The organism is Nostoc sp. CHAB 5836 (assembly GCF_020829445.1).
Lineage (GTDB): Bacteria > Cyanobacteriota > Cyanobacteriia > Cyanobacteriales > Nostocaceae > Nostoc.
In genome coordinates, this window is sequence record NZ_JAIVFV010000073.1 from 1 (window position 1) to 14,596 (window position 14,596).

Below are 14,596 nucleotides of genomic sequence, written 5' to 3' on the forward strand. Positions count from 1 at the left end.
GTGGTGAATTGAGGGTTGAAATTTAAACGCAAAGGGGAGGCAGCGCGTTGCGGGGGTTCCCCCCGTTGTAGCGACTGCCGTCGCGCAAAGGGAAGCGCAAAGGAACGCAAAGAGAATTCGCTACGAACTTGTTAAATTCTGTACTAAGGTGACTACAGGGGGTGAAAACTATCTCAAATTCTCACGAATGATTTAAGATTGCTATAAGTAGGTCGGCGCAATTAAAGATAACTGGTGATGGCTGTCATTTGTCCTTTGTCATTCGTCCTTGGTAAGGGTTTCAAGCCTGTTTACGTTTCGTCACATAGTTTGATTTATTTTCACCGACTTACTTAGATCACGCTAAATCGAAAAGCAGGATTTCTGCGCCGATGTTGGTGCTAATTTCTAGCTGTTCTTCGCCGTTGATTTGCACTCCATCGCCTGCTCTGAGTTCCTCACCATTTAAGTTAACTATGCCTTGGGCTATTTGTAACCATGCATAACGATGAGGTTTGACTTGATAATTAACAATATCACCTTGCTCTAAAACAGATACGTATAAATCAACATCTTGGTGAATTGTCACAGCACCATCGCGCCCATCTTTAGCAGCAATTAAGCGTAGTTTACCTTGCTTTTCTTCGAGAGGAAAAGTTTTTTGTTCATATCTTGGTGTCAACTCTTCTTGGTTAGGAAGAATCCAGATTTGTAGCAAGTGCAGTGGTTCAGTTGGCGAAGGATTAAATTCACTGTGGCTGATCCCAGTACCAGCGCTCATAATCTGTGCATCACCGGGGCGAATTACTGACCCAGTACCCAAGCTGTCTTTATGCTCTACAGCACCTTCTAAGACATAGGTGAGGATTTCCATGTCGCGATGACTGTGGGTAGGAAATCCAGCACCAGGGGCGATGCGATCGTCGTTAATCACTCGCAGAGAGCGAAATCCCATGCGGTTGGGATCGTAAAAACTGCCGAAGGAAAATGTATGATAACTATCGAGCCAGCCTGTTTGAGCGTGACCACGGGCATTGCGATCGTGAATTAAGTGGCTAATTGTATTTTGAGACATAGATTTACCTCGCTGTTAATGAGTATTTAGTAAGGAATCACTCAATTTTGGACTTGAGATTTTAGATTTTTATAGGACTAAGATATTTTGGAATTTTTTGACTTAGTTTGAAACTATTTCAATAGTAAAGTATATAAATATAAATGAAAAGTACGCACTTCAAAGTCACGTACTTACCAAAAAGATACTAATAGATTTCAGAAAAACTACTTTTTTCAGAAGCCCTTATTTTCCAGCAGCAGCAGGGATCTTTTGAGTTTTAGTAGTACCCGTTTTGCCATTCTCTGCCTTGATTTCTGCTACTTGCAGATGAGCTTCTAAGAACCAGAGTCGTTTGTCAATGGTGCGGGAAATTTCGGTGTAAAGGTCAGCTGTATCAGCATCGCCTAAGTCATCAGTTTTAGCGATCGCTTCCCGGATATGTTTAGCATAGGATGCAAAGCGATCTGCTAAGGCTGTCACATGGTCTTTACCATCCAAAATATCAAAGGGATATTCTGGCAAAATCGAATTACTTGCAGCAGCACGAGCTGTTCCTACAGCGTATCCGCCTAAAGCTGTTACCCGTTCAGCTACCATATCGACGTACTCTTCCAATTCACCAGCAAGTTCATCAAATAATTCGTGTAGCTGGTAAAAGTCAGTTCCTTTAACATTCCAGTGCGCTTGCTTTGTCTGGGTTTTTAGATCCAAACTAGCTGCCAAGGTTTGGTTAAGAAGTACCACGATTTGGACTCGCGCTTCGGCAGGAATGTCAATGCGGGTAGGGTACAGACGTGATGAAATGGTGCTGTCGCTCATTGTTCTTACGTTAATGCCTTTTGCATCTAACTCTACAGATTTTAGTTAGGGGCGCGAAACTCTCTGACGACAGATTGTATTAACCCTTGAATGTGTTAATGTTTATGGCTATTGGTTTGGTCAAAGGCGATGGTTTTCTATGGTATTAAATGTGCCACCGAAAAGGCGGTCGCGAATTACATCATTGTACAAAAATTCATGGGGAAAACCCAATTCAATCTGACTCACTTCATTTAAACGTTGTAAATGTTCTGGCGAGAAGCTGACATCTAAAGAAGCTAAGTTATCTTGAAGCTGAGTTAATTTACGTGTCCCAATAATCGGAATAATCACACCACTTTGAGCGCGTAACCAAGCTAATGCTACCTGTGATGGTGTATAGCCAATTTCTGCTGCAACTTCGCTAACAACTTTAGCGATCGCCAAATTCCGTTCTGAAATAGTTCCTAACGCTGAATTGGCTAATCGCCCTTGTTCGCTACCCTCTTGAGGAGGCTGATTATACTTACCTGTTAGCACACCACCACCCAAAGGCGACCACGGTGTTACTGCTAAATCAAAGGCTTTAGCCATCGGTAGCAAGTCTCGTTCTGGTGTTCGTTGAACTAAACTATACTCAATTTGCAGGGCGACAAACTGCGTCCATCCTTGGTATTGGGCGATGGTATTTGCTTGGGAAACGATCCAAGCAGGGGTATCCGAAATGCCGATGTAAAGTACTTTACCTTGACGGATTACATCATCAAGCGATCGCAAGACTTCTTCGATCGGTGTTGTAAAGTCCCAAGCGTGCAGCCAGAATAAATCAATGTAATCAGTATTCAGCCGTTTTAGACTACCTTCTAAAGACTGAATTAAGTTCTTGCGATGGTTTCCACTGGCGTTAGGATCGCCCTTCTTCTCATTCATCTGCAAGGGAAAAGAATATTTAGTCGCAACTACAAACCGTTCCCGTTCTTTAGCGATCAACTCACCGACAATTTTTTCACTGCTTCCATCAGTATAACCGTTGGCGGTGTCAATAAAATTGCCCCCTGCTTCTACATAGGCATCAAAGATTTTACGACTTTCCTCAACAGATGCACCCCAACCCCAATCTTCACCAAAGGTCATGGTTCCCAAGGAGAGTTCCGAGACTCTTAATCCGCTTTTGCCCAAGAGTTTGTATTTCATGAATATTTTCTCACTAATCAAAAAACTAAGCGAATACCATTCCAAAGGCATGATAACTGGAAACCACGGGCGATGTTTAAGAGGTTGTTTGAAAAGTGGTTAGCTGTATCTTTGCACGTATTGATCCCCCTGATAATTCAGGTCATCTGGAAAACCTCACTTCTATTTCTCTCTTCCTTTAATTCCGTACCCAATACTGCACAGGTTTTGGCAAAAAAATGAAAAATGTGTAGGTTGGGGAGCCACTGCGTTGAGCGGGTTCCCCGACTTGTTCGCTTTTAGCGTTCCCGCAGGGTAGCACGTGGCGTTTGAGGAACGAAACCCAACCTAAGAACTGGGCTTGTTGGGTTTCGCAAAGGCTCAACCCAACCTACAAATATTAAAAACCTACGGAGTATTGATTCCGTACCTGATTTATGGTGACGTGTACTAAGTACAGCTTTGCATTAATTCGTGGTGAATTGAGGGTTGAAATTTAAACGCAAAGGGGAGGCAGCGCGTTGCGGGGGTTCCCCCCGTTGTAGCGACTGCTGTCGCGCAAAGGGAAGCGCAAAGGAACGCAAAGAGAATTCGCTACGAATTTATGAAATATTGTACTAAGAGCGATCGCTACGGTCTTCTAAGCTAGAATACCAAAGTTGTATTTATACACATCTGACAAGTCAATTATTTTTATGAACTACTACGTAATCTACGACGGCAATTGTAATCTCTGCGTTACCCTTGTGCAATTGCTAGAAACCTTAGATAAGGGAAATTTATTTCGCTACACTCCTATGCAAGATGAGCAGACACTTTTACAGTGGGGAATTACAGCCCAAGACTGTGAACAGGGAATGATTTTAATTGATGTTAATGAACCTCAGAGACGTTGGCAAGGTAGTAACGCCGCAGAAGAAATTGGGCGGTTATTGCCAGTAGGAAGTGCATTTGTAGACGCTTATCGAGCCTTAGCGGGGATGAAATGGGCTGGCGATCGCTTTTACGAGCAAATGCGCGATAACCGTTATGCACTCTTCGGTAAGCGTTCTAATACGTATGAGTCAGTATACTGTGTTGATGGTAGCTGCAAAGCAGGTAATGAGTAACTTTGAGACTGAAGTAGCTTTAGTACATAAGTTCTAGTATTCAAGACCATAAGCCCCATTTTCACAGGATTACTATCATTCTTGATTCTTGAACCTAAAATAATGTTAACCCCAAAGGTTAAGATTATTTTATAATGGTGTTATAATGGATATTGTATTTAGAAACAGAAAATTTCAGAAAGAGTGCAATAAACACAGCCTCTTAGTACAAAAGCACGGTCTAAACAGGGCGAAACTCATTGAGCTAAGGCTCGACATCTTACGTGATGCCAACGTACTTGAGGATACGCGAAATCTTCCAGGGAATTGCCACGAATTGCATCAAAACCGTGCAGGTCAGTTATCGCTGGACTTAGATGGCCCATATAGGCTGATCTTTGAACCAGCAGATCAACCGATTCCGCTCAAACCAGATGGTGGGCTTGACTGGGATAAAGTTACTGCTGTTGAAATACTCGGCGTGGAGAATACACATGGAAAATAAAATTCAAAATCAGTATACTCCAGATTATGTTTCCCCTCCAGGAGATACTCTGCTAGAAGTTCTGGAAAACCGGGGAATGACCCAAGCAGAACTGGCAGAACGGACTGGAAGACCTAAAAAAACAATTAACGAAATTATTAATGGTAAAACAGCAATTACCCCTGAAACTGCATTACAACTAGAACTGGTATTTAATATCCCAGCTAGTTTTTGGAACAACCGCGAACGACGATACCGAGAATTTTTAGCCCAACAGGAAGAAAAAGAGCGCTTAGAAAAGCAAGTAGCATGGCTTAAAGGAATTCCTGTTACAGCCATGATTAAGTCTGGCTGGATTCGCCGCTATCGGGACAAAGTTGAGCAACTGCGGGAGGTGCTAAATTTTTTCGCCGTCGCCTCCCCTGAAAATTGGGAGGGAATATGGTTGAACACTCATATAAATTTTCGTAAATCTCAAGCATTTGAAAGTGACCTTGGTGCCACTACCGCTTGGCTACGTCGAGGAGAAATTGAAGCATCTGAGATTGCTTGTGCTTCTTATAATGCCAACAAGTTTCGGGAAGCACTGCACAAAATCCGCGCTTTAACTGTGGAACCACCAGAAATTTTCCAGCTAAAAGTGCAGCGGCTGTGTGCAGAAGCTGGTGTTGCTGTAGTTTTTGTGCCACAACTTCCTAAAACACGAACCAGTGGAGCAACTCATTGGTTGAATGCTGATAAAGCGCTGATTCAACTCAGTCTGCGCTACAAGACTGATGACCATTTATGGTTTACTTTCTTTCATGAAGCTGGTCACATTTTGCTACATGGTAAGCGTGATTTCTTTCTCGAGGGTACAGGTGTTGCATCTGTCAATGATCAAGAAAAGGAGCAAGAAGCAAACAAATTCGCTGCGGATATACTCATCCCCCCTGGCAATTTGAAAACATTTGTGGCATCAGTTCAACAATTGAGTAAAACAAATATCATACAGTTTGCTGCTGAAATAGGCATTGCACCGGGGATTTTAGTTGGTAGACTTCAGGATGATAATTTTCTACCGCCTAGTCACTGCAATGACCTCAAACAAAAACTTGGGTGGACGTTAGATGATGAATAGCTAATTAGATAGACCTTTTCGGTACAAAAATCCGCCTCCAGGTGCTAGCAAAAAGTCTGGTAGAACAACCATTATGCTATCTGGTGTGTTTGTAAACAATGAGATTGCGATCGCCACCGCCGGGCGTATACGCCATCGCGCCACAATTGGGCAGAACATAAAATCTAATGGGAGGATACTGCGTGAGAATTGGTGCTAACTACTTGGGTAACGGAGAGTGTGAATTTACAGTTTGGTCTCCGCTATTAGATGGCGTCACGGTACAAATTTTGACCCCAGAACAGCAGTTAATTCCCCTCAAGCCTCAGTCTGAGGGATACTGGCACACGAAAGTCAACGATGTGTATCCGGGTACGCTTTATCGCTATGTCTTGAATGGCCAAGACACCTTTGCTGATCCCGCTTCGCAGTATCAACCTGAAGGAGTGCATGGGCCGTCTCAAATTGTCGATCAGCACTTTGAGTGGACGGATGAAGCATGGAATGGCATTCCTGTGGAGTCAATGATTTTCTATGAACTTCATGTTGGGACATTCACATCTGAAGGAACTTTCGCCGCCATCATTCCCCGCTTACCCGAACTGAGGGAACTGGGAATTAACGCCATTGAAATCATGCCCATCGCTCAGTTTCCGGGAGACACTCATATTGAGGCTTCGCTGACATACCGCAACTGGGGTTATGATGGCGTTTATCCCTTTGCTGTGCAAAATTCCTACGGTAGCCCAGCCGAACTTAAGCAACTGGTAAATGCTTGTCACCAAAATAATATCGCCGTAGTCCTGGATGTAGTGTACAACCACTTTGGGCCAGAAGGCAATTATATGGGTCAGTTCGCGCCCTACTTTACTAAAACCTATAAAACGCCGTGGGGCGACGCACTGAATTTCGACGATGCTCATAGTCAGGGTGTGCGAAATTATTTTATCGAAAATGCCCTTTACTGGTTGGGTGAGTTTCATATTGATGCATTGCGGCTTGATGCTATTCAAGCAATTTACGACTTGGGAGCGAAGCATTTTTTGTGGGAACTAGCCGAAGCAGTTCATCATTTTTCACAACAAGGGCAAAAATGGAAACGTCATCTAATTGCCGAAAGTGATTTGAATAATCCCCAAATAATTCGTCCGTCAGAATTGGGTGGATACGGTCTTGATGCTCAATGGAATGATGATTTTCATCATGCATTACACGCACTTTTAACAGGCGATCGCCAAGCATATTATCAAGATTTTGGCAAATGTGCGGATCTGGCGAAAGCTTATGAAGATAGTTTTGTCTATGATTGGAGGTATGCTCCACACCGCAAGCGTTTTCATGGCATATCTTGCCGCGATCGCCCTTTATCACAATTTTCTGTTTGCATCCAGAATCACGATCAAATCGGCAATCAAATGAAAGGAGAACGTCTCAGTCAGCGTATCTCTTTTGAAGGATTAAAGTTAGCTGCTGGTGCTGTGCTGCTGTCGCCCTACTTACCTTTATTATTCATGGGAGAAGAATACGGCGAAACAGCACCCTTTATTTACTTTGTCAGTCACTCCGATCCAGATTTAATTGAATTAGTTCGAGCCGGACGCAAACAAGAATTTGAAGCATTTCACTATGCAGATGATCCCCCAGATCCGGAATCGGCACAAACTTTTTTAAGTTCTAAACTTAATTGGCAATTACGCAATGAAGGTAAGCACAAAGTTTTGTGGGATTGGTATCGCCAGTTAATTAATTTACGTAAGATGCATCCAGCCCTTTTGAATCAAGAGCGCAATTTTATCGAAGCGACTAGCGATGAACAGAAGGAGTTGGTGATTGTGCGTCGTTGGTGCGAATCAAGTGAAGTAATATTTGTGATGAATTTCAATTCGTCTCCAGTGACGGTGATTCTGCCGTTTCAACAAAATGCTCATAAATTGTTGGACTCTGCTGATATCTCATGGCGTGGACATGGTTCTGAAGCTGCTGAACATCTGTCTATGGGTCAAGAAGTGAAATTGCAACCTACTAGTTTAGTACTCTATGAAAAAGGATGAGGGGGAGAGGTGGAAGTTAAAGTTTCAGTCTCATAACCTCAAGTTTCAAGCTAAGGGACTTCTAAGAAATAAGTTATCTAAATGAACGAACCACAGAGACGCAGAGAACACGGAGAGGAGAGAAATAGAGAAATAGAGAAGATTTTTGCGTCAGTTTTGAGGTATTTTTTATTTGGAAGTTCCTAAAAGGTTCAACTTCCCTACTTTGCACTAACAAAATATGAGAATTCCTACCGCAACTTATCGAATTCAGTTTACACCTCAGTTTGGCTTTGACAACGCTAAAGCGATCGCAGCTTATTTGGCAGATTTAGGTATTTCGGATTTGTATGCTTCTCCGATTTTCAAGGCACGATCCGGGAGTACGCACGGCTACGATATAGTAGATGCGACTCAACTTAACCCAGAATTGGGAACTAATGAATCCTTTGATGCATTAGTTGGTGAAGTTCAATCCCTTGGTATGGGCTGGTTACAAGATATAGTGCCTAATCACATGGCGTATACTAGCGAAAATCCTTATTTAATGGACGTATTGGAACACGGGCCAGATTCTAGTTATACCGATTACTTCGACCTTTCTTGGAATGCTCCCTTTGGCGATCGCCAACAGCGAATTTTAGCACCGTTACTAGGAGACTTCTATGGTGTATCCTTGGAAAACGGACACATTCAACTCCAGTACGAAGAAAACGGTTTAACTGTCAACTATTACAGCTTGAAACTGCCACTGCGCTTAGAGTCTTACACAAAATTTATCACTTATAATTTAGGTAAACTTACGCGCACACTGGGACGCAATCACCCTGATTTTATTAAGCTATTGGGGATTCTCTACATTCTCAAAAATGTGCCTTCAGAGGTTGCGGGAAAACAGCGACAAGACCAGATTGCATTTATTAAAGGATTGGTTTGGGAACTTTATACCACAAATGATGCCATCTGCGAGTTCATTGACGAAAATATCCAAACTTTCAACGGAGAAGCGGGTAATTCCGAAAGTTTTAACCTCTTAGATGAATTACTCAATGACCAGTTTTACCGTCTCGCCTTCTGGAAAGTTGGCGCGGAGGAAATGAACTACCGCCGTTTCTTTACTGTCAACGAACTAATTTCCGTTAAAGTTGAAGAACTGCGGGTTTTTAATAATACCCACAGTCTAATTCACAAACTGGTTGAGGAGGGCAAATTTACAGGTTTACGCATTGACCATATTGATGGACTTTATAACCCAATTCAGTATCTCGAAAGGTTGCGAGAAAAGACGGGTGATGTTTATATTACCGTTGAAAAGATTTTGGAACTCACCGAAGACTTACCGGAAAATTGGGGAATTGAAGGTACATCTGGATATGATTTTCTCAACTATGTAAATGGGGTATTTTGTCAAACCGAAAATCAATCAGAGTTCGATAAAATTTATCATAACTTTATTGCTTCCAGAGTAGATTATGCATCGATAGTAAGGGATAAAAAGCAGCTAATTTTGGAAAAGAATTTAGCAGGTGATATTGACAATTTAGCTCTTTTGTTAAAGAATATTTCTAGCAAATATCGCTATGGCAATGATTTTACCCTGAATGGGTTAAAAAGAGCGATCGCAGAAGTTTTGACACAGTTTCCAATTTACCGTACTTATATTACGCCAGATGGAATTGGGGATAGCGATCGCGCTACCATTCAAGAAGTAATTAACCAAGCCAAAGAACAAACCCCCCTGTTGCAGCACGAACTGACCTTTATTGAAAAGCTGATGCTGTTAGAGTTTGATAATTCTCTGACTCAAACAGAACGCGAACAGTGGATATATTTTGTCTTGCGAATGCAGCAATATAGTGGCCCGCTAATGGCCAAAGGCGTAGAAGACACCACATTATATGTTTACAATCGCTTGCTGTCACTGAATGAAGTTGGAGGTAATCCCGGTCATTTTGGGATTCCAGTAACCAAATTTCATGCCTTTAATAAACAGCACCAAGCAACCTGGCCTCATACAATGAACACCACAGCCACCCACGACACCAAACGCGGCGAAGATGTTCGCGCCAGGTTAAATGTCCTCTCAGAAATTCCAGAGGAGTGGGAGCAGCAGGTAAATACTTGGAGCGCCATGAATCGAGGACATCGTAGCGATCGCCACGGCTTCGCTATACCCGATCGCAACGATGAGTATTTTCTCTATCAAACCCTAGTCGGGGCGTTTCCCTTTGCAGAACATGAACATGAATCCTTCGTCGAACGGGTAAAAGACTATATAATAAAAGCAATTCGAGAAGCGAAAGTGCATACAGCATGGTTGCGACCTGATAGCGAATACGAAGAAGCTTGTACCTCCTTTATTGAAAAAATACTCAATCCTTCCATCTCCAGCGAATTTCTCCAAGCCTTTCATCCCTTCCAAGGGCGAATTGCAGACTATGGGATATTCAATTCCCTTTCCCAAACTCTTTTAAAGATTACCGCTCCAGGCGTACCCGACTTTTACCAGGGAACAGAACTTTGGGAACTAAGCCTAGTCGATCCAGATAATCGTCGTCCCGTAGATTTTGAACAGCGACGCACCTACTTAAACACCATCCGCCAACAAGTAAAAACAGATATTCTGGGCTTGATACCAGAATTGTTAAGTGATAAAACAGACGGCAGAATCAAACTGTTTTTAACAGCTCAATTACTCCAAGCCAGAAGCAACTATGTCTCATTATTCCAGGACGGCGACTATTTACCCTTAGAAATTCAGGGAACCTACGCCAATCACATTATCGCCTTTGCACGACGCAAAGGAAATCAAACAGCGATCGCCATCGCCCCTCGCTTCTTAACAAACCTCATCCAGCCAAAAGAAAACCCATTAGGCGAGTCAGTTTGGCAAAATACGCACCTACAACTACCCCCAGGAACTTCCACCACCTGGAAAAACATCCTAACCCAGCAACCCTTACACACCACACAAACCCTATCAATCGCAGCAGCCCTCACCCATTTCCCAGTCGCCCTCCTAATCACTAATCCTGACTAAAAAAAAACAACCCTATCCCACGCAAACAAAACCCTCTAAAACCTCCGCGTACCTCTGCGCGACGGCAGTCGCTACAACGGGGGGAACCCCCGCAACGCGCTACCTCCCCTTTGCGTCCCTTTGCGTTAAAAAAATATGACCACTCCCCCAACACCCACCACCACACAGATTAACACCCTGCGCCTCCATATCAAAAAAACCTGGAAAACCTTAACCCGATCGCACCAACACCTATTACAATCTGCCAAAGATACCAAACTAGACCATAAAACCGACACACCCTGGCTCATCTACATTTCCCCCCAAGAAGATTGTCCCAACATTCAGAAAGTATTAGAGCGATCGCTATCTCCCAAAGATATGCAAAGAATTGAAATTCGCACATTACCATCAGAAATCGAAGCGATTCAAGAACATGGCTTACTATACCTACCAGGGCCATATGTCGTACCCGGTGGGCGCTTCAACGAAATGTATGGCTGGGACAGCTACTTCATATTACTGGGACTTTTAGGCGATGGCGAATTAGAGCTAGCCCAAAGCCAAGTTGAACAACTGCTGTACCAAGTGCAGCATTACGGTACCATCCTGAATTCCAACCGGACTTATATGCTGTCGCGATCGCAGCCCCCCGTCCTCAGCATGATGGTTTTAGCCCTATTCCAGCACACCCAGGATGAAGAGTGGTTAAAGTCAACCGTACCCCTGTTAGAGCAGTTTTACTATTACTGGGTAGTACCGCCCCATCTAAATCCCGCAACAGGCTTATCTAGATTTTATGCCCTTGGAGAAGGCCCCGCGCCAGAAGTTTTGTTCTCGGAGCGGGATGAGGAGGGAAAAAGCCACTATGATCGCGTCAAAGAGTATTACCAAACCTTTGAGGTTGAAGATTATGACGTCAATCTTTACTACGACCGGGAAAATGACGAACTGACCCACCTATTTTACAAGGGCGATCGCACCATGCGCGAGTCCGGTTTTGATATCACCAACCGATTTGGCCCCTTCAGTGCTGATATCCTCCATTACGCTCCCGTATGCCTTAACAGTTTGCTGTATCAGGTAGAACAAGATTTAGCAAAAATTAATGATATTTTAGGGAACGAAGAATTACAACAACAATGGTGCGATCGTGCAAATATCCGCCGCGATCGCATCGATCAGTGTCTCTGGGATGAAGAACAGGGACTCTATCTCGACTATAACTTCCAGAGTGGAGAACGTCGCCACTACGAATTTGCTACCACCTTCTATCCCCTGTGGCTAGGAATTGCTTCTTTAGCCCAAGCCCAGCGCGTCGTCGAAAACCTCTGTTTATTTGAAGCCCCAGGCGGAATCTTTACCAGTACTCGTGTCACCGGGAACCAGTGGGATGCTCCCTTTGGTTGGGCACCACTGACATTAATTGCCGTCCAGGGACTTCACCGCTATGGGTATCATACAGAAGGCGATCGCATTGCCAATAAATTCTTAGCTATGGTGATTAAAGAATTCGGGCGTCACAACACCATAGTTGAGAAATATGATGTTGAACGCTGTTCTGCCAACGTTTCTGACGAAATCTGCTTTGGGTATAGTTCTAACGAAGTTGGCTTCGGCTGGACAAATGGAGTCGTTCTGGAACTTTTAGCAGCCTGTGGAAGAAAAGTTTAGAAGTATATGCTAATATTAGTAATCGTGTGGTTGAGGACGTATAGCTCAGTTGGTTAGAGCGCTACGTTGACATCGTAGAGGTCACTGGTTCGAATCCAGTTACGTCCATTTTTTCTTCAGTTATATCATGTCCGGTTGATTACTTACTAAACCCGAAGAACCCCACCCCGCCAAAGCTACGCTTTGCCTCCCCTCCCGAAGAGCGGGGAGGGGTGCAATGACTTTGAGAATCATAACTAATAGACATCTGGTATAAATTAAATATGCGTTACCCAGAATCCTTGTTTTGACGTAGCACTGCTACGTCAAAACAATTCTTTTTCGGAGATGTCTAATTATGCGGACATGATATTACAATACGCTTGGGTTAAGAGAATAGTAGGTTGGGTTGAGCGTAAGCGTTACCCAACAAAGTCTCGATAATGTTGGGTTTCGTTCCTCAACCCAACCTACACCAGATTTAGTTTTTAGCCTTAACTGAACTGTATTGCATGATATTACACATTATTTGTCGCTAAAATTGTCAGTTCAAAAATCCAGATTCCTCACCTTTAAGTAAGTTGGCGCGAAAAAATCAAACTATGTTACGAAACATAAATAGGCTTAAAATCTTTACTAATGACCAATGACAAATGACAGCCTTAGCCAGTTAGCTTTAATTGCGCTGACTTACTTATTTTACCGGATAAACTCTTCCTTTCCAAGCGCCGCCGCGCCCTTGCCAGTGACGTAGGGCTGAGTCTAGAGTCATCAGGGTATACAGAAAAGCGATCGCAGGTAAGGTCAACGCTAACCAGGGAGAACACTTATAAAAGCGGATCGTCGGATAGTAAGCCAAGGCCATTAACAACCATCCTAATAAACCTGTAAGTGACAAGAGATAATACGTCTTGTCGCCAGACATCGCCCAATTGCTCCAAACTGCACCCATAATTAAACACACAGGTGGAACTAGATAAATCAGAGACATTCCTACCAAAGTTCCCAATAGTAGTAATGGAGAATAATTTAGTTGGGTATAGGCAGTACGGGCAACCATATCCCAAATTGTCGTCAGCGAGTTATAGGGACGCAAACTGCGAGTTAAGGTACTCAATCCTAGCCAGATACGCCCTTGACTGGGCATTGGGTATTGGTTATTTCGCCCTTGGTCTCCCACTTTCCCACCCTTTTTAACAGCCTCAGCTAGGGCGCAATCGTCAATTAAAGCTTGACGAATGACTTGAATCCCACCGATTCGCTCTAAAGCTTCACGGGCGATCAGAATAGATCCCCCGGCGGCGGCGGCTGTGCGATTGTTTGGATTATTCACCCAGCGAAAGGGATAGAGTTTTTGGAAGAAAAATACGAAAGCTGGAATCAAAAGTTTTTCCCAAAAGCTTTCACACCTGAGTCGCACCATTACCGAAACCAGATCTAAATCTTCCTGCACAGCTTTAGCAACGAGTCGGCGGAGATTACTGGGATCATGTTCAATATCTGCATCAGTCAGGAAAAAATAGTCGGGTGCAAGTTTACTAGCCCTCTTTATACCTTGTTCAACTGCCCAAAGTTTGCCAGACCAACCAGAAGGCAATGATTCGCCAGTGATAATATGCAGTTGCGGGGATTTAAGTAGAGCGTGTGCAACCCCTTCGGCAAAATTTGCTGTACCGTCTGTGCTGCGATCGTCTACTAAAAACACGTTGAAAGAACCAGCATAATCTTGGAGTAAGAGCGATCGCAGTGTAGTTGGTAGCAATTGGGCTTCGTTACGGGCTGGAACCACCGCACAAACCATAGGTAAAGATTTTAGCGGAGTTTCTGTAACCTCTAATTGCTGGTCTAACCGCCAAAACTGTCCCCAAAAACATAGTAATCCTAACCAAATTGTCAAGGATAAGAGCATCAATCCTAATACAATTACATCCATGACCGCCGCTATCTCCCTGTGCAGAATCCAAAATCACTGTACCTCGAGGCGATCGCTTATGCCTGAAACATAGGAGTGAAAAAGAATTAGACATCTGGTGAAATTAATTATGCGTTGCCTGAAACCCTTGTAGAGACGTAGCACTGCTACGTCTCTACATTCATTTTCGGAGATGTCTAATGACAAATGACAGCCTTAGCCAGTTAACTTTAATTGCGCCAACCTACACATTTTTATTTTTAGTCTTAACCGAACCGTATTGACTGATAACTGATAACTGTTG

The 14,596-nt window shown here is 43.4% G+C and carries 11 protein-coding genes and 1 tRNA gene; 7 read left to right on the forward strand and 5 right to left on the reverse strand.

The window, feature by feature from the left end; genetic code table 11:
- Positions 1 to 337: 337 nt before the first annotated feature.
- The 3 genes from LC605_RS16225 to LC605_RS16235 form a co-directional block, all read right to left on the reverse strand.
- A complete protein-coding gene (locus LC605_RS16225) occupies positions 338 to 1,054 on the reverse strand; it encodes a pirin family protein (RefSeq protein ID WP_229548552.1) in 717 nt (238 codons plus the stop codon).
- A 225-nt stretch (positions 1,055 to 1,279) separates the two neighbouring features.
- A complete protein-coding gene (gene dps, locus LC605_RS16230; RefSeq protein ID WP_229548553.1) occupies positions 1,280 to 1,855 on the reverse strand; it encodes a DNA starvation/stationary phase protection protein Dps in 576 nt (191 codons plus the stop codon).
- Positions 1,856 to 1,975: 120 nt separating this feature from the next.
- Complete coding sequence (locus LC605_RS16235; RefSeq protein WP_229548554.1) at positions 1,976 to 3,028, reverse strand: aldo/keto reductase; 1,053 nt, start codon at positions 3,026 to 3,028, stop codon at positions 1,976 to 1,978.
- 674 nt (positions 3,029 to 3,702) lie between these two features.
- Between LC605_RS16235 and LC605_RS16240 the strand changes: the two genes are divergently transcribed.
- From LC605_RS16240 to LC605_RS16250, 3 genes are all read left to right on the forward strand, one after another.
- On the forward strand, positions 3,703 to 4,116 hold the full coding sequence (locus LC605_RS16240) for a thiol-disulfide oxidoreductase DCC family protein (protein ID WP_229548555.1): 414 nt from the start codon (positions 3,703 to 3,705) through the stop codon (positions 4,114 to 4,116).
- Between the two features lie 316 nt (positions 4,117 to 4,432).
- The gene (locus LC605_RS16245; RefSeq protein WP_229548556.1) at positions 4,433 to 4,600 is read left to right on the forward strand and encodes a hypothetical protein; all 168 of its coding nucleotides are present in this window, start codon (positions 4,433 to 4,435) and stop codon (positions 4,598 to 4,600) included.
- Complete coding sequence (locus LC605_RS16250) at positions 4,590 to 5,699, forward strand: helix-turn-helix domain-containing protein (RefSeq protein ID WP_229548557.1); 1,110 nt, start codon at positions 4,590 to 4,592, stop codon at positions 5,697 to 5,699. The genes LC605_RS16245 and LC605_RS16250 overlap by 11 nt, the downstream gene beginning before the upstream one ends.
- On the opposite strand, the gene LC605_RS16255 is transcribed toward LC605_RS16250, so the two are convergent.
- Positions 5,700 to 5,858, reverse strand: coding sequence for a hypothetical protein (locus tag LC605_RS16255; RefSeq protein ID WP_229548558.1), 159 nt, complete (start codon positions 5,856 to 5,858; stop codon positions 5,700 to 5,702).
- Positions 5,859 to 5,881: 23 nt separating this feature from the next.
- Between LC605_RS16255 and treZ the strand changes: the two genes are divergently transcribed.
- The 4 genes from treZ to LC605_RS16275 all read left to right on the forward strand — a co-directional run bounded on the left by treZ (position 5,882) and on the right by LC605_RS16275 (position 12,509).
- Positions 5,882 to 7,729 (forward strand): malto-oligosyltrehalose trehalohydrolase, encoded by a 1,848-nt coding sequence (gene treZ, locus LC605_RS16260; protein WP_229548559.1) that lies wholly within the window; start codon positions 5,882 to 5,884, stop codon positions 7,727 to 7,729.
- 220 nt (positions 7,730 to 7,949) lie between these two features.
- The gene (gene treY / locus LC605_RS16265; protein ID WP_229548560.1) at positions 7,950 to 10,748 is read left to right on the forward strand and encodes a malto-oligosyltrehalose synthase; all 2,799 of its coding nucleotides are present in this window, start codon (positions 7,950 to 7,952) and stop codon (positions 10,746 to 10,748) included.
- 135 nt (positions 10,749 to 10,883) lie between these two features.
- Positions 10,884 to 12,401 (forward strand): trehalase family glycosidase, encoded by a 1,518-nt coding sequence (locus tag LC605_RS16270; RefSeq protein WP_229548561.1) that lies wholly within the window; start codon positions 10,884 to 10,886, stop codon positions 12,399 to 12,401.
- Between the two features lie 34 nt (positions 12,402 to 12,435).
- Positions 12,436 to 12,509 (forward strand) — tRNA-Val (locus LC605_RS16275).
- A 565-nt stretch (positions 12,510 to 13,074) separates the two neighbouring features.
- On the opposite strand, the gene LC605_RS16280 is transcribed toward LC605_RS16275, so the two are convergent.
- Positions 13,075 to 14,313 carry a glycosyltransferase gene (locus LC605_RS16280; protein ID WP_229548562.1) on the reverse strand — a complete coding sequence of 413 codons (1,239 nt, stop codon included), beginning with the start codon at positions 14,311 to 14,313 and terminating at the stop codon, positions 13,075 to 13,077.
- Between the last annotated feature and the right edge of the window lie 283 nt (positions 14,314 to 14,596).

Bases quoted from the DNA above. Each gene is read 5' to 3' on its own strand.
- dps (WP_229548553.1), bottom strand. From the start codon at position 1,855: ATGAGCGACAGCACCATTTCATCACGTCTGTACCCTACCCGCATTGAC.
- LC605_RS16280 (WP_229548562.1), bottom strand. From the start codon at position 14,313: ATGGATGTAATTGTATTAGGATTGATGCTCTTATCCTTGACAATTTGG.
- LC605_RS16250 (WP_229548557.1), top strand. From the start codon at position 4,590: ATGGAAAATAAAATTCAAAATCAGTATACTCCAGATTATGTTTCCCCT.
- LC605_RS16270 (WP_229548561.1), top strand. From the start codon at position 10,884: ATGACCACTCCCCCAACACCCACCACCACACAGATTAACACCCTGCGC.
- LC605_RS16240 (WP_229548555.1), top strand. From the start codon at position 3,703: ATGAACTACTACGTAATCTACGACGGCAATTGTAATCTCTGCGTTACC.
- LC605_RS16225 (WP_229548552.1), bottom strand. From the start codon at position 1,054: ATGTCTCAAAATACAATTAGCCACTTAATTCACGATCGCAATGCCCGT.
- treY (WP_229548560.1), top strand. From the start codon at position 7,950: ATGAGAATTCCTACCGCAACTTATCGAATTCAGTTTACACCTCAGTTT.
- LC605_RS16235 (WP_229548554.1), bottom strand. From the start codon at position 3,028: ATGAAATACAAACTCTTGGGCAAAAGCGGATTAAGAGTCTCGGAACTC.
- LC605_RS16255 (WP_229548558.1), bottom strand. From the start codon at position 5,858: ATGTTCTGCCCAATTGTGGCGCGATGGCGTATACGCCCGGCGGTGGCG.